Source organism: Burkholderia sp. KBS0801 (genome assembly GCF_005937855.2).
GTDB classification, from domain to species: Bacteria; Pseudomonadota; Gammaproteobacteria; order Burkholderiales; family Burkholderiaceae; genus Burkholderia; species Burkholderia ambifaria.
In genome coordinates this window covers 2,513,665-2,529,335 of the sequence record NZ_CP042177.1, presented here as the reverse complement: position 1 = coordinate 2,529,335, position 15,671 = coordinate 2,513,665, and the positions used below count along the sequence as shown (strand labels likewise).

Sequence of the window (15,671 nt, the reverse complement as noted above, 5' to 3'; positions counted from 1 at the left end):
GCGCTGCATCAGGGGCTCCGGCGCGTGAAGGTCAGCGTCGCGCCGGCTTCGGTCACGATCTGCAGTTGCTGCGGCTCGCGCATCTGCACGCCGGTCTTTTCGATGTGCGCGAGCGCATCGAGGTAAGCGTGCTCGAGCTGGCCGCCGAGCGCGTTCGGGCACGCCATGCGCGTGCCGGCGAGCGGTCCGAAGCTCAGCAGGCCGTTCTTGAGCGCATAGGTGCCCATGTAACGGTTGCAGCCCGAAAAGCCGCTGGCGCGCCGCACACCCGATTCGGTGGACAGCGCGAGCTTGATCGGCTCGCCGTTGTCGCCGTGCGGAATCGTGCGCGACGTGCCGTCGGCGTTCAGCCAGCTCGTGAGCTCCCAGCTCGTGTCGTCGAGCAGCTGGACGGCGGCCGGGTTGTACGGGTCGGGTGCGGGGGCGGCGGAATCGGGGTGGGTCGGCATCGCGCAGGCGGCGAGAAGCGTGGCAAGCGTCAACGCGCAGAGCGGCGCTCGCAACGGGCGAAGCAGACCGGTGCGTGCGCGTGCGGCGGCGGACAAGTGGGACATGAGCCTCGTTCCTCATCGGATTCTGAACAAGGCGTAAGAGTAACGCACCCGCCCCGCACGAGGCGAGCCGACACTTCGCGCATGAAAACGTTCGCATCCCGCCTGAGGGCCGCGCGCGGCGGGGCAGCGGCGCGACGAAACCGGCCAAACGGGCGCGGGTGCGCGTGTTAACATCGAAGCCGTTTTCGTCCTCCAACAGAACCAGCGGGAAATCACATGCAGATCGGTCAGCGGCTCGGTACGCCGCTTTCTCCCTCGGCCACGCGCGTCATGCTGCTCGGCGCGGGCGAACTCGGCAAGGAAGTCATCATCGCGTTGCAGCGGCTCGGCGTCGAAGTCGTCGCGGTCGACCGCTATCCGGACGCGCCGGGCCACCAGGTCGCGCATCGCGCGCACGTGATCGACATGACCGACGCCGCTGCGCTGCGCGCGGTCGTCGAGGCCGAGCGTCCGCACCTGATCGTGCCGGAGATCGAGGCGATCGCGACCGACGCGCTCGCCGCGATCGAGGCCGCCGGCCTGGCCGAGGTGATCCCCACCGCGCGCGCGACGCAGCTCACGATGAACCGCGAAGGCATCCGCCGGCTCGCGGCCGAGGAGCTCGGGCTCGCGACGTCGCCGTACGCTTTCGCGGATTCGTTCGACGCATTCAGCGCGGCCGTCGCGAAGATCGGCATGCCGTGCGTCGTGAAGCCCGTGATGTCGTCGTCGGGCAAGGGGCAGTCGGTCGTGCGGACCGAAGCCGACGTGAAGCCCGCGTGGGATTACGCGATGGCGGGCGGCCGCGTGAACCACGGCCGCGTGATCGTCGAGGGCTTCATCGATTTCGAATACGAGATCACGCAGCTGACGGTGCGCGCGATCGATCCGGCGACGCTCGAGACGCGCACCTACTTCTGCGAGCCGGTCGGCCACGTGCAGGTGGCGGGCGACTACGTCGAATCGTGGCAGCCGCAGCCGATGAGCGCGCTCGCGCTGGAAAAGTCGCGCGAGATCGCGCACAAGGTGACCGAGGCGCTCGGCGGGCGCGGATTGTTCGGCGTCGAGCTGTTCGTGCGCGGCGACGACGTCTGGTTCTCCGAGGTGAGCCCGCGGCCGCACGACACCGGCCTCGTCACGCTCGCGTCGCAGCGCCAGTCGGAGTTCGAGCTGCACGCGCGCGCGATTCTCGGGCTGCCGGTCGATCCGACGCTCGGTTCGCCGGCCGCGTCGGCGGTGATCTACGGGGGGCTCGACGAGCGCGGCATCGCGTTCGAGGGCGTGCGCGACGCGCTCGCCGTGCCGGGCGCCGACCTGCGCCTGTTCGGCAAGCCGGAAAGCTTTGCGAAGCGGCGCATGGGTGTCGCCCTCGCGACCGGCGCGAGCGTCGACGAAGCCCGCGAACGCGCGAAGCGTGCCGCGGCGGCCGTGCGGCCCGTGTCGGCGCGCTGACTAGACGAGGCGCGCGCGATGGCATCGACATGGCGGTGGATCGGACGAATCGGCAGGCTGGGCGCCGCGCTGGCGCTGGTCGCGAGTCTCGCGGGGTGCGGCGTCGCGGCCGCACCGTGCCGGATCGCATCGGCGGGGTTGAAGATCGTGCCGCTCGTCGGCCATGTCGCGGCCGCGCCGACCGACGCGTGCGCCGACGTCATCGATCCCTGAGCGGCCGAGCCCTCGTCCTCTCGGCCCCTCGACCCATCACCAACGATAACCGCGCGCGCCGCGAGGGCGCGCTTCCACCCGTCTCGTGAAAGGATCTGCATGATTCGCCAAACCTTCGCCGCGCTCGCGCTGGCCGGCTCCGCCGTTTCCGTCGCGCATGCCGCGCAACTGACCGTCGAGGAGATCGACGCCGATGCGCGCGAGCAGACCATCTATCAGTGCGCGAACCTGAAGCAGCCGGTACGCGTGTCGTACTGGCGCGCGGCCAACGGCCAGAGCTTCGCGCTGGTGCCGGTCAACGGGCAGCAGTTGCTGTTCGTCGATACCGTATCGGCGTCGGGCGCGCGCTACCAGGCCGGACGCTATACGTGGTGGACGAAGGGCAGGGAAGGGACGCTGCGCGACGAGATCGCCGACCAGAATGCGGCACCGCTGCTGGGCGACTGCATGCAGGTCGAGAAGAAGAAAAAGAAGAAGGGCTGAGTGCCGCGCGCGATCGGATACGCGATGCGGTTGAACCGATCTCGCTGCGACCGGCTCGCCCGGCTCGGCCGCCCGGGGCGCTTCCTGAACCGGACGGCAGCTCGGGCGGCCCCCGGCCTCGCCGGCTGCCCACTGATTTTCCCGATCAACACGACCGCGATCCGGCCCCGAATGGCAACCATCGGCCGATCGGGATAGCCCGATCGCCCGCCACATCGCCCGCGCCCGGCCTCCCGGCGCACGCCGCGAACCGCCGCCCATGGCCGTTCGCTGTGTTGTCACGGACAGATGGCCGCGCAGTGCTACAATACGGCCCTTTCCGCCGGCATTCGCGCCGAACGGAGTCCGCACGGCCTGTGGTGCCCGTTGTTCGAATCGAACCGGTCCCGAGCGCCAGAGCGGCGCCGCGCGGCGCGCCGCGGCTCCGTCTACTTCCGAATTGTGATGAGCGCAGGCCCGGCGGGCCTGACGCACGATGTCCCCGCCGCGCCTTTTGAGCGAAACGCCACCATGTCCGATTCTGTCGCCAAGCCAGTCGACGCAACCTTCGATCAATTCGGCCTTGCCGCCGATATCCTGAAAGCCATTGCGGAGCAGGGTTATACGACGCCGACGCCGATCCAGGCGCAGGCCATTCCCGTCGTGCTCGCCGGGCGCGACGTCATGGGCGCCGCGCAAACGGGTACCGGCAAGACCGCGAGCTTCTCGCTGCCGATCATCCAGCGGCTGCTGCCGCAGGCCAGCACGAGCGCGTCCCCTGCGCGCCACCCCGTGCGCGCGCTGATCCTCACGCCGACCCGCGAACTCGCCGACCAGGTCGCCGCGAACGTGCACGCGTATGCGAAGCACACGTCGCTGCGCAGCGCGGTCGTGTTCGGCGGCGTCGACATGAATCCGCAGATGGCCGAGCTGCGCCGCGGCGTCGAGATCCTGATCGCGACGCCGGGCCGCCTGCTCGACCACGTGCAGCAAAAGACGGCGAACCTCGGTCAGGTCCAGATCCTCGTGCTCGACGAAGCCGACCGGATGCTCGACATGGGCTTCCTGCCCGACCTGCAGCGCATCCTGAACCTGCTGCCGAAGGAACGCCAGACGCTGCTGTTCTCGGCCACCTTCTCGCCCGAAATCAAGAAGCTCGCATCGACCTACCTGCGCAACCCGCAGACGATCGAGGTCGCGCGCAGCAACTCGACCAACGCGAACGTCACGCAGATCGTCTACGACGTCGCCGAAGGCGACAAGCACGGAGCCGTCGTGCAGCTGTTGCGCGATCGCGGGCTCAAGCAGGTGCTCGTGTTCTGCAACAGCAAGATCGGCGCGAGCCGGCTGGCGCGCAATCTCGAGCGCGACGGCGTGGTCGCGTCGGCGATCCACGGCGACAAGTCGCAGCTCGAGCGGATGCAGGCGCTCGACGCGTTCAAGCGCGGCGAGATCGAGGCGCTGGTCGCGACCGACGTGGCCGCGCGCGGTCTCGACATCGCCGAACTGCCGGCCGTGATCAACTTCGACCTGCCGTTCAACGCGGAAGACTACGTGCACCGGATCGGCCGCACGGGCCGCGCGGGCGCGACGGGCGACGCGCTGTCGCTGTGCAGCCCGAACGAGCGCAAGCAGCTGGCCGATATCGAAAAGCTGATCAAGCGTCCGCTCGAGGTGCAGACGCTCGCGCTCGACAAGCCGTCGCGTCATCGTCACGACGAGCGCGGCGGCGAACGCGGCGGTGAACGCGGCGGCCGACGCGAGCGCGACGAGCATCGCGGTGCGTCGGCGCGTCGTTCGGGCGGGTCCGAGCGTAGCGGCCATCATCGTCGCCACGAGGCGCCGGTCGACGATTTCTTCCTGAAGCCCTACGAACCGTCGGTGCCGGCGACGCAGCCGGAAGAGACGCAGTCCGCGCAGCAGCACGAGAAGAAGGGGCCGAAGCGTCAGGTCGCCGCGCTGCTCGGCGGCTTCGGGATGCCGCGCAAGCCGTCGGCGTAAGCGGGCGGTTCAAGCGGTTGATGCGGCGCGCGAGCGCTGCCGCGGAAACGGGTGCATGCGATGAGCATGTGCCCGTTTTTATTGGGCGAAGCGACGCGCCCACGCGTCGGTCGCGGCCGCGTAGAACGCATCCATCGTATCGCCCGACGGATCGCAGTCGACCGCCAGGCCGAGATGCGCGGCGGCGGCCCGCAGCGCCGGCAGCGGATCGTCGCGTTCGAGCGCGAGCGCGCCCGTCTGCTTGCTGAGCTTTTCGCCGTTCGCATCGACGACGACGGGCACATGCAGATAGGCGGGTGTCGGCACGCCGAGACAGCGCTGCAGATAGATCTGGCGTGCGGTCGAATCGAGCAGGTCGGCGCCGCGCACGACGTGCGTGATGCCGGCGTCCGCATCGTCGACCACGACCGCGAGCTGATACGCCCATTGTCCGTCCGCGCGCTTCAGCACGAAATCGCCGACTTCGGTCGCGAGGTTCTGCGTTTGCGTGTGCTGCCAGCGGTCGTCGAACGTGACGTTCGCATCGTCGCCGTCCGGCACGCGCAGGCGCCACGCACGCGCGGGCTTGCCGTGCAGGCCGGTGCGGCAGGTGCCCGGATACGCGAGCGTCGTGTGGCGCTCGTGCGCGGCGCGCAGCGAATCGGCGATTTCCTTGCGCGTGCAGCCGCACGGATAGACGCGCCCGGCGGCGACCAGCCGTTCGAGCGCGGCCGCATACTCGGCATCGCGCGTGCTTTGCCAGACGGGCGGCTCGTCGGGCGTCATGCCGAAATGCGCGAGCGTTGCGAGGATGTCGTCGGCGGCACCGGGCACCGTGCGCGGGCGGTCGATGTCCTCGATGCGCACGAGCCACGCGCCACCGTGCGCGCGCGCGTCGAGCCAGCTCGCAAGCGCACCGACCAGCGAGCCGAAATGCAGCGGGCCGGTGGGCGACGGCGCGAAGCGGCCGCGGTAGCCGTTCATCGGGGCACGGCGCAACGCGCGCTTACGCGGCGCTGGCTGCCTGCGTGCAGGCCGGGCACGACTTGCCGGGCACGTAACTCGGCGATTGTTGCGCTTCTGGCGTGACGACCGCGCGGCACGCGAAGCACGTGACGTTCTCGGTCGGCTGCAGTTGCGGGTTCAGCGCGGTGCGGTAGTCGAACACGAAGCAGTCGCCGTGATAGTGCGCGCCGCCGACTTCCTCGAAATACTTCAGGATCCCACCCTCGAGCTGGTACACGTTGTCGATGCCGATTTCCTTCATGTGGATCGCCGCCTTCTCGCAGCGGATCCCGCCGGTGCAGAACGACACGACCGTCCGGCCCTCGAGATCGGCGCGGTTCGCGTCGATCACTTCCGGGAACTCGCTGAACTTGTCGATCCGGTAGTCGAGCGCGCCGTCGAACGTGCCGACGTCCACTTCGAACGCATTGCGCGTGTCGAGCATCACGACCGGACGGCCGGCGTCGTCGTGGCCGCGGTCGAGCCACGCCTTCAGCGTGCGCGCGTCGACCGACGGCGCGCGGCCGAGCTCGGGCTTGATCGCGGGCTTCTTCATCGTGATGATCTCGCGCTTCAGGCGCACGAGCATCCGGCGGAACGGCTGCGAGTCGGACAGGCTCTCCTTGAACTGCAGCGTCGCGAACTTGCCTTCGAACAGCGGATCGTGGCGGATGTAGTCGATGAACGCGTCGGTCGCTTCGCGCGGGCCGGCGATGAACAGGTTGATGCCTTCCGGCGCGAGCAGGATCGTGCCGCGCAGGCCGAGTTCGTTGCAGCGGGCGGTGACGAGGGGGCGCCATTGCTCGGTCGCGTCGATCGACACGAAGTGGTAGGCGGCGAGGTTGACGATGGTCATGATGGTCCGACGGGAAACGGCCGCGGCCGTGCGGCGGGGCGCACGGCGGCCCCGCAAAAAAGGGTGCGAAGCCGGGGCGAAGATTCGAAAACCCGTATTATCCCGCAAACTGCGCATGCGCCGGCACCTGAGCGTTCGGCCAGCATCGCATGCATCGGCCGAACGGCCGGGCGAGGGGATTTTTTGGGCAGCCTGCGCGACGACGCGGCTACAATAACGCCCATGTCAGATCCCCGCTTCGTCCATCTTCGCGTTCACTCCGAATTCTCGATTGCCGACGGCATCGTGCGTCTCGACGACATCGTCAAGGCGGCGGCCGCGGACGGCCAGGGCGCGCTCGCCCTCACCGATCTCGGCAACGCATTCGGCCTCGTCCGTTTCTACCAGGAAGCCCGCGGCAAGGGCATCAAGCCGATCGCCGGCTGCGACGTCTGGATCACCAATCCGGACGATCGCGACAAACCGTCGCGCCTGCTGCTGCTGGTGAAGGACAAGGTCGGCTACCTGAACCTGTGCGAGCTGCTGTCGAAGGCATGGCTCACGAACCAGTACCGCGGCCGCGCGGAGCTCGACGCGAGCTGGCTCGACGGCGAACTGTCGCAAGGGCTGCTCGCGCTGTCGGGCGCGCAGCAGGGCGATATCGGGCTCGCGTTCGCGGCCGGCAACGAGGAAGCCGCGCGCCGTCATGCCGAGCGCTGGGCGAAGGTGTTCCCGGGCGGCTTCTACATCGAGCTGCAGCGTTACGGCCAGCCGGGCGCCGAGGCGTACATCCAGCAGGCCGCGACGCTCGCCGCGTCGCTCGGTCTGCCGGTCGTCGCGACGCATCCGACGCAGTTCATGACCGACGATGATTTCACCGCGCACGAAGCGCGCGTGTGCATCTCGGAAGGCGACATGCTCGCGAATCCGCGGCGCCAGAAACGCTTCACGACCGATCAGTACTTCCGCACGCAGGACGAGATGGTCGCGCTGTTCGCCGATCTTCCCTCGGCGGTCGCGAACACGGTCGAGATCGCGAAGCGCTGCAACCTGAAGCTCGAGCTCGGCAAGCCGAAGCTGCCGCTGTTCCCGACGCCGGACGGCATGTCGCTCGACGACTACCTGGTCCAACTGTCGAAGGAAGGGCTCGAGAAGCGCCTCGAACAGCTGTTTCCGGATACGGCCGAGCGTGACGCGCAGCGCGACACGTACTACAAGCGGCTCGAATTCGAGTGCGGGACCATCACGAAGATGGGCTTCCCGGGCTACTTCCTGATCGTTGCCGACTTCATCAACTGGGCGAAGAACAACGGCGTGCCGGTCGGCCCGGGCCGCGGCTCGGGCGCCGGCTCGCTGGTCGCATACGCGCTCGGCATCACCGATCTGGATCCGCTGCGCTACAACCTGCTGTTCGAGCGATTCCTGAATCCGGAACGCGTGTCGATGCCCGACTTCGACATCGACTTCTGCCAGCACGGCCGCGATCGCGTGATCCAGTACGTGAAGGAAAAATATGGCGCGGACGCCGTGTCGCAGATCGCCACCTTCGGCACGATGGCCGCGAAGGCGGCCGTGCGCGACATCGGCCGCGTGCTCGATCTCGGCTACATGTTCACCGACGGCGTCGCGAAGCTGATCCCGTTCAAGCCGGGCAAGCACGTGACGATCGCCGACGCGATGAAGGAAGAGCCGCAACTGCAGGAGCGCTACGACCACGAGGACGAAGTGCACCAGCTGCTCGACCTCGCGCAGCGCGTCGAGGGCCTGACGCGTAACGTCGGGATGCACGCGGGCGGCGTGCTGATCGCGCCCGGCAAGCTGACCGATTTCTGCCCGCTGTACACGCAGGGCGACGACGGCGGCGTCGTCAGCCAGTACGACAAGGACGACGTCGAAGCCGTCGGCCTCGTGAAGTTCGACTTTCTGGGTCTCACGACGCTGACGATCCTCGACTGGGCCGAGCGCTACATCCGCCGCCTCGATGCGTCGAAGGCCGACTGGTCGCTCGCGCAGGTGCCGCTCGACGATCCTGCATCGTTCCAGATCCTGAAGAAGGCCAACACGGTCGCCGTGTTCCAGCTGGAAAGCCGCGGGATGCAGGGCATGCTGAAGGACGCGCAGCCCGACCGCTTCGAGGACATCATCGCGCTCGTGTCGTTGTACCGTCCGGGCCCGATGGACCTGATCCCGAGCTTTTGCGCACGTAAGCACGGCCGCGAGAAGGTCGAGTATCCGGATCCGCGCGTCGAACCCGTCCTGAAAGAGACCTACGGCATCATGGTCTATCAGGAGCAGGTGATGCAGATGGCGCAGATCATCGGCGGCTATTCGCTCGGCGGCGCCGACTTGCTGCGTCGCGCGATGGGCAAGAAGAAGCCCGAGGAGATGGTCAAGCACCGCGAGATCTTCGCCGAGGGTGCGGCGAAGAACGGCCTCACGCGCGAGAAGTCCGACGAGATCTTCGACTTGATGGAGAAGTTCGCGGGCTACGGCTTCAACAAGTCGCACGCGGCGGCCTATGCATTGCTCGCGTATTACACCGCGTGGCTGAAGGCGCACCATCCGGCCGAATTCATGGCGGCCAACATGACGCTCGCGATGGACGACACCGACAAGGTGAAGATCCTGTTCGACGATTGCGTCGTGAACAACCTCGTCGTGCTGCCGCCGGACATCAACCAGTCGCATTACCGCTTCGAGCCGGTCGGCGAAGCCGACGGCAAGCGCTCGCGCACGATCCGCTACGGCCTGGGCGCGGTGAAGGGCAGCGGCCAGAACGCGATCGAGGAAATCCTGCGCGCGCGCGAGGAAAAGCCGTTCACCGACCTGTTCGACTTCTGCGAGCGGATCGACCGGCGCGTCGTCAATCGCCGCACGGTCGAGGCGCTGATCCGCGCCGGCGCATTCGATTCGCTGAACGCGAACCGCGCGCAGATGCTCGCGTCGGTGCCGCTCGCGATGGAAGCGGCCGAGCAGGCCGCGGCGAACGCGATGCAGGCCGGCCTGTTCGACATGGGCGCCGAGTCGCCGCACGCGCATGCGCTCGTCGACGAGCCCGCGTGGGACGACAAGCGCCGCCTGCAGGAAGAGAAGGGCGCGCTCGGCTTCTACCTGTCCGGCCACCTGTTCGACGCGTATCGCGACGAAGTGCGCCGGTTCGTGAGGCAGAAGATCGGCGATCTGAAGGAGGGGCGCGACAAGCTCGTCGCGGGCATCATCGCGTCGCTGCGCACGCAGATGACCCAGCGCGGCAAGATGCTGATCGCGTTGCTCGACGACGGTTCGGGCCAGTGCGAGATCACGATCTTCAACGAGCAGTTCGAGGCGAACAAGGCGCTGTTCAAGGAAGACGAACTGCTGATCGTGCAGGGGCAGGCGCGCAACGACGCGTTCACCGGCGGTCTGCGCTTCACGGCCGATACGGTGATGGACCTCGAGCGTGCGCGCAGCCGCTACGCGCAGGCGGTGCGGCTCACGATGAACGGCAATGCGGATGCGGCGGCGCTGCGCCGCGTGCTCGAACCGCATGTGTCGAAGGACGATTCGGCGGCCGCCCCCGCATTCGAGGCGCCCGTGCCGCGTGGCGGCGGGCGCGACGGCGGCCGTCGTCCGCAGGCACCGTTGCCGAACGGGCTCGCGGTGCAGGTGCACTACAGCAACGCGCGCGCGCAGGGCGAAATGCGTCTCGGCGACGCGTGGCGCGTGAAGCCGAGCGACACGCTGCTCGCGGAGCTGCGCGCGACGTTCGACGGCAGCGTCGTCGAAATCACGTACTGAGCGCGTCCCGCCGGATGGTCGGGTTGCGCGGCCCGTCGCATCGCCTTCGTGCGGTGCGGCGGGCCGTTTTCATTTTGGCAGGTGCTTGGGGCTGTCATCAGGACGCTATACAATCCGTCGCGCGCGATGCAGATTCGCCGCCGGCCGCGGTCCATCCTGCGGCCGGCGGGCGACATACGCGCTTGAAAACGGGGGCGGTTGCGCGCCGCACACGATGCGGCGCGGTGCCGTGAGCGACCACGCGAGGAGGCCGGCACGGCGCTGGACGTCAGGATGCCGGTCGGTGCGCGACGATAAGAAATCGACAGTTACGCGATAACAATGGCCAACGAGACACCGAAGCGGCGGATCATCGTGATCCGGATTGATTTTCTGGGCGACATGCTGTGCACGACCGCTTTCCTCGGCGCGCTGAAACGCCGCTGGCCGGACGCGGAACTGCACGTGGTCGCGAACCGCTACAACGCGAGCGCGCTGGACGGCAACCCAGACGTGCACACGGTCCATACGTATGTGTACAGCCGTCAGTGCGAGCGCAACGACCGCCCCGGGCGGATGCGTGCGTTCTTCGACCGGCTGCGGCTCGTGCGTCGGCTGCGCCGCCTGCGGTTCGACCTCGTGGTCGTGCCGAACGGCGGCATGCATCGCAGCAGCATCCAGTTGGCACGGCAGCTCGGCGTGAAGGATTGCCGCTGGCACGATGCCGATTCCGAATTCGACGATCGCAAGCCCGAACACGTCGCGTCGCGGCCGATGTGCCATGAAGCGCTGTCGGGATTCCGCCTCGTGCCCGAACTCGGCCGCACCGATCTCGACGGTCTCGCGCTGTCCGTCCATCCGGACCGCGCGCTGCTGGATACCTGGTATCGGCTGCTCGGGGCCCGCGCGAAGCCGCGCGTCGGGCTGTTCGTCTCGAACAAGGCGACGGAGCGGCGCTGGCCGGCCGATCGGTGGTGCGATCTCGGCAGGCGGCTCGCACCGTTCGCCGACGTGATCGTGTTCCGCGATCCCGCGGTGTCGGCCGGCGCCGGCGCCGACGGCGACGCGTGGCGGGATGTGAACGCCCGGCATGTCGCGCCGTCGTCGGTGGCCGAACTGGTGGCCGCCGCGAGCCTGCTCGACGCGATCGTGTCGGCCGACAGCGCGCCCGTGCATCTCGCGTCGGCGCTCGGCGTGCCGGTGGCCGCGCTGTTCGAGGACCGTCCCGAGAAATACCGGCGCTGGCATCCGCTCGGCGTGCCGCACATGATCCTGCGGGCCGGCGCGACGGTCGACGCGATCGGCGTCGACGCGGTAGAGCGCGCGGTGCTGCATCTGTTGGAGAAGGCAGGGCAGGCCGACGACGCGACGGGCGGCGCGCTGCCGCTTCCGGACGTCACGCTAGCCGTGCCCGAGGTCGGTGCGATCGTTTCGTAGCGCGCCCGGCGCTGAGCCGGGGGCAGGCTAGCGGCAGGAAACGGGAGCAAACGGGGGCGCAACGGGACGCGGTGGCCGCAGGTACCGCCGCGCGCGGCGCGCCGTTACCGCGTCGCCAGAAACGGCAGCACCGGCTACCACCCGCCGCCCGAACGTGCCGCCCATGCTCGCCACCCGCCACCCGCCGTTACCGCGTCGCCAGAAACGGCAGCACCGGCTACCACCCGCCGCCCGAACGTGCCGCCCCCGCTCGAAGCCCGCTGCCCGACGCCACGCCTGCCGCCGCAAAATCCTGTACATTGCGAGCCTTGTCCAGCCTGCTAGACGGAACGATCGTCGTGTCCCTGTTTTCTTCCGCCCGCCCGCCCAGAACCATCCTCGTCGCAGCACCGCGCCGTATCGGCGACGTGCTGCTGACGACGCCGCTCGTGCGTTCGCTGAAGGCGCGCTGGCCCGACGCGCAAATCGACATGCTGGTGTTTCGCGGCACCGAGGGCGTGCTGGAGCACAACCCCGACGTGCGGCGCGTGATCGTCGTCGCGCAGCGCGCCGGGTTCCGGGAGCGGCTGCGCGACGCGCTGTCGATGTGGCGCCGCTACGATCTCGCGTGCGCGGCACTGAGCTCCGACCGGCCGCGCTTCTATAGCTGGTTCGCCGGGCGCAAGCGCGTCGGCCTCGTCGATCCGAACCGCGTCACGTGGCTCACGCGGATGATGCTGAACGGCATCGCGATCAATCACCACGAGTCCGCGCATACGGTCGTCAGCACGCTCGCGCTCGCGCCGGTGATCGGCATCGAGCCGGTGTCCGAGGTCGTCGCGCCGGGGATCGGCGACGATCCCGCGCGGCGCGCGCGTTTCGACGCGTGGCTCGCGGAGTCGCCGGCCATCCGCGACGGCAAGCCGCTCGTCGTGCTGCATCCGTATCCGATGTTTCGCTACAAGCAATGGCGGCTCGAAGGCTGGATCGAAATGATCGAATGGCTGCGCGCGCAGGGCTTCGCGATCGCGCTGTCGGGCGGCCCGGCCGATCGCGAGCGCGAGTACGCGGAACAGGTCGCGGCCGGGGCGGGCGGCGACGTGCTGAACCTGGTGGGCCGCCTCACGTTCGGCGAAAGCGCGGAACTCGTGCGGCGCGCGCGGCTGTTCATCGGGCCCGATACGGGCGCGACGCACGTCGCGGCCGCGACGGGCGTCGACACGATCGCGCTGTTCGGTCCGTCCGACCCGGTGCGCTGGGGGCCGTGGCCGCAGCATTGGCCGCCGACCGAAAACCCATGGGCACTGCGCGGGTCCGCGCGGCACGGCAACGTATGGCTGCTGCAGGGTGAGGGCGATTGCGTGCCGTGCCGGCAGGAGGGTTGCGAGCGCCATGTGGACAGCCACAGCGACTGCCTCGTCAATCTCGGCACGCAGCGTGTGAAGATGGCGGCGGCCGAGATGCTCGGGCTGAATCCGCCGAACGCCGCCGATGCGGTCATCGACACGTCGCGGCTGCATCGCGCGCGCTCGGACTGACGCGCGAACCCCAGACGTTTTCCTGATTTGAAGGGTAGAGCGTGGCACCGCGGCGCCACGCATCGAAGGCTTGCGGCCGCGCATCGGGCGGCGGCGTGCGCCGCCATTGAAGACGAGCCGAGCTGAGCGGCAACATGCGCCGCTCGCCAGCACACCAGCCACGCGCGTGCTGCGTTACGCGCTGCGCCGGATCGCCGACGTCTCGCGCGGCAGCGCTTCGCCGCGCTCGGCGCAGCCGAGCAGGATGCCGGCGAGCAGCACCAGCAGGTGGCCTTCGGCGAAATCGAGCAGCAGCGAATTCGCGAGGCTGCCGATCGCGAAGATCGCGAGCCATGCGAGCAGCAAGTGCTGCGAACGCGGGTCGAGCGCGCGGCTGCCGCGTGCAATCTGCACGATCAGGTTCACGAACAGCAGGACCCCGAGCGTGCCGAGCTGCACGGCCATCAGCAGGTATTCGTTATGCGGGTTCGACGTGAGCTGGCCTTCGGCGGCCGTCTTGCCTGCCGTGAGCTTCTGGAACTCGAATTCGAGACCGCCCGCGCCATAGCCGATCACGGGGCGCATGCGATACAGCTCGAGCCCCTTCTTGTACCACTCGAGACGCAGCCCGGTCGACGTGGCCGCATCGGTCTGCCGATACTGCTGGACTTCCGTGACGACCTTCACGAGGCGGCCGTTGTGCATCGTGCACGCGGCAGCCACCAGCGCGACGCCGGCCAGCACCAGCGTTCCGGCGGCGAGGGTTGCGCGCAGTGCCGACTGGCGGCGCAGCAGCAACACGAAACGCACCGCGACGACGAGGATCAGCAGCAGCGCGATGACCTGCCCGGTGCGCCCCTGCAGCATCACGAACACGTTGATCAACGACCAGGCGGCGACGGCGCCATACGCGGCGCGCGACAGCGCGGTACGGGCCGACAGCGCGAGGTCGGCGGCCTGATAGAACAGCAGCGTGCCGAACATGCCGGCCGCGATGTGGTTCTTGAACACCCACGCGCGCGACAGCGGCAGATCGCTCGCATGCGCGGGCCCGATCGCGGTCAGTCCGAGATAGTTGGTGGTCGACAGCAACAGGATCACGCACAGCGTGCCGAACCACGCGCGCCGCACGATCGGCGCCCAGTTCGAATGGCGGAACGCGAGCACCGCAAACGGCAGCAGCAGCAGCTTGTCGTACTTGCCGATCCAGTTCCACGCCTTCGGATGCGGCGCGACGGTATAGGTGACGCTCGCGGTCAGCGCCGCGAGGATCAGCAGCGCGGCGAGCGCCGCCGGGTCGGTGATGAACGAGCGCAGGTCGCGCCAGAATTCGGGGGAGATCACGAGCGCGGCGGCGAACAGCCCGCAGAACACGTTGGTCAGCGCGGTCGAGACGGGCACCATGCAGAGCGCGATGACGGCGAAGGCGCGGGCGGCGGTCAGGCGCCGCGTGGCGGGAGCGGAAAACGAAAGCATCGGAACCTGTCGAATGGACGAATGCGGCATGCGGGCACCGTGCTGCGCGCCGCGCGTCCCGCGGCGGCAGCGCCCGGGACGAAGCGCGCAGTATACGCGAAGCGGCGCGCGTTTCCGCGGGGTTTCCGGGGCCGGATCAGCTGAATGCGCGCTTGATCCGCGAGCGCAGCAGCGCGCGCTTGAGGCGCCCGTCGACAGTCGGCGTGTCGAGCGCGATCCGAGAGCCGGCCGGCTCGCCGCGATGCAGGTAATAGCGGTCGAACGTGGCCTGCGTCATGCCCCATTTGTTGAGGAACTGGCGGCGGCCGTCGTTCTTGACGATCTTGCCGGTGCTCTTCTGCTGGAAGTGATAGACGAGGCTGTCGCCGACGCCGAGGAAGATCCGGCAGCCGGCGTCCCAGAATTTCATCGAGAAGTCGTTGTCGCTGCTCATCCCCGGCGAGAGCTCGCTGCTGTAGCCGCCGATGCGGTTCCACCAGGCGCGGTGCACGAGCGTCGGCGGCCAGGTCGAGCCGAGCCAGTCCGCGCGCGCGAGCCGCGGCGTGGCCGCGACGAGGCCGGCCGCGTCGAACTGCTCGGCGTCGCGGCCGAAATTGCTGACCACGACGCACGGGTTGCGCGTGTCGACCGGTTCGACCATCGTGCCGGACAGCATGAACAGGTCGGTCGGCATCTGCTCGATGCGCCGCACGAGCGCCGCATCCCAGCCGGGGCAGCAGTACATGTCGTCGTTCATGTAGACGACGTAGTCGCGCGTCGCGCGCGCGGCGGCTAGGTTCACCGCGTGGCAGATGCCGATGTTGGTCGGCGACGCGGTGTGCTCGATGCCTTCGCCGCGCACCCAGTCGAGCGTGCCGTCCGAGCCGTCGTTCACGTGCACGATGATCTGGTGGTCGTACGCCGAATGACGGCGCAGGCTGTCGACGACGAGCTTGAGGTACGGCAGGTTGTTCCAGGTCGGGATGATGATGGAGAACATGGCGGTCGGATTCGGTGGTCGTCGTGGCGGCGGCGCATGGCGCGGCG

At 68.7% G+C, this 15,671-nt stretch carries 12 protein-coding genes; 7 read left to right on the top strand and 5 right to left on the bottom strand.

What is annotated here, in order from left to right:
* Positions 1–8: 8 nt before the first annotated feature.
* Entirely contained in the window at positions 9–554 is a 546-nt protein-coding gene (locus FFI87_RS12035) for an META domain-containing protein (protein WP_006753762.1), read from the bottom strand.
* Positions 555–770: 216 nt separating this feature from the next.
* Here FFI87_RS12035 and purT point away from each other — a divergent pair, with 216 nt between their 5' ends.
* The 4 genes from purT (at position 771) to FFI87_RS12010 (ending at position 4,661) form a co-directional block, all read left to right on the top strand.
* A complete protein-coding gene (gene purT / locus FFI87_RS12030; protein ID WP_006753763.1) occupies positions 771–1,985 on the top strand; it encodes a formate-dependent phosphoribosylglycinamide formyltransferase in 1,215 nt (404 codons plus the stop codon).
* An 18-nt stretch (positions 1,986–2,003) separates the two neighbouring features.
* Positions 2,004–2,198 carry a DUF6726 family protein gene (locus tag FFI87_RS12025; RefSeq protein ID WP_138847382.1) on the top strand — a complete coding sequence of 65 codons (195 nt, stop codon included), beginning with the start codon at positions 2,004–2,006 and terminating at the stop codon, positions 2,196–2,198.
* A gap of 99 nt (positions 2,199–2,297) precedes the next feature.
* Positions 2,298–2,681, top strand: a complete 384-nt coding sequence (locus FFI87_RS12020; protein WP_006753765.1) for an MliC family protein — start codon at positions 2,298–2,300, stop codon at positions 2,679–2,681.
* A gap of 444 nt (positions 2,682–3,125) precedes the next feature.
* Positions 3,126–4,661 (top strand): DEAD/DEAH box helicase, encoded by a 1,536-nt coding sequence (locus FFI87_RS12010; RefSeq protein WP_138847383.1) that lies wholly within the window; start codon positions 3,126–3,128, stop codon positions 4,659–4,661.
* Between the two features lie 78 nt (positions 4,662–4,739).
* On the opposite strand, the gene gluQRS is transcribed toward FFI87_RS12010, so the two are convergent.
* Both gluQRS and FFI87_RS12000 read right to left on the bottom strand, forming a co-directional pair.
* The gene (gluQRS, locus tag FFI87_RS12005) at positions 4,740–5,624 is read right to left on the bottom strand and encodes a tRNA glutamyl-Q(34) synthetase GluQRS (RefSeq protein ID WP_138847384.1); all 885 of its coding nucleotides are present in this window, start codon (positions 5,622–5,624) and stop codon (positions 4,740–4,742) included.
* Between the two features lie 22 nt (positions 5,625–5,646).
* Complete coding sequence (locus FFI87_RS12000; protein WP_138847385.1) at positions 5,647–6,501, bottom strand: sulfurtransferase; 855 nt, start codon at positions 6,499–6,501, stop codon at positions 5,647–5,649.
* A gap of 222 nt (positions 6,502–6,723) precedes the next feature.
* Between FFI87_RS12000 and dnaE the strand changes: the two genes are divergently transcribed.
* The 3 genes from dnaE (at position 6,724) to FFI87_RS11985 (ending at position 13,190) form a co-directional block, all read left to right on the top strand.
* Positions 6,724–10,257 (top strand): DNA polymerase III subunit alpha, encoded by a 3,534-nt coding sequence (dnaE, locus tag FFI87_RS11995; protein ID WP_041489839.1) that lies wholly within the window; start codon positions 6,724–6,726, stop codon positions 10,255–10,257.
* A 321-nt stretch (positions 10,258–10,578) separates the two neighbouring features.
* A complete protein-coding gene (locus FFI87_RS11990; RefSeq protein ID WP_138847386.1) occupies positions 10,579–11,673 on the top strand; it encodes a glycosyltransferase family 9 protein in 1,095 nt (364 codons plus the stop codon).
* A 338-nt stretch (positions 11,674–12,011) separates the two neighbouring features.
* The gene (locus FFI87_RS11985; protein ID WP_138847387.1) at positions 12,012–13,190 is read left to right on the top strand and encodes a glycosyltransferase family 9 protein; all 1,179 of its coding nucleotides are present in this window, start codon (positions 12,012–12,014) and stop codon (positions 13,188–13,190) included.
* A gap of 174 nt (positions 13,191–13,364) precedes the next feature.
* Here FFI87_RS11985 and FFI87_RS11980 read toward each other — a convergent pair whose 3' ends face one another.
* Together FFI87_RS11980 and FFI87_RS11975 are read right to left on the bottom strand one after the other, a co-directional pair.
* Positions 13,365–14,645 (bottom strand): O-antigen ligase family protein, encoded by a 1,281-nt coding sequence (locus FFI87_RS11980; RefSeq protein WP_138847388.1) that lies wholly within the window; start codon positions 14,643–14,645, stop codon positions 13,365–13,367.
* A gap of 136 nt (positions 14,646–14,781) precedes the next feature.
* Positions 14,782–15,624, bottom strand: a complete 843-nt coding sequence (locus tag FFI87_RS11975) for a glycosyltransferase family 2 protein (protein ID WP_138847389.1) — start codon at positions 15,622–15,624, stop codon at positions 14,782–14,784.
* Positions 15,625–15,671: the final 47 nt, after the last annotated feature.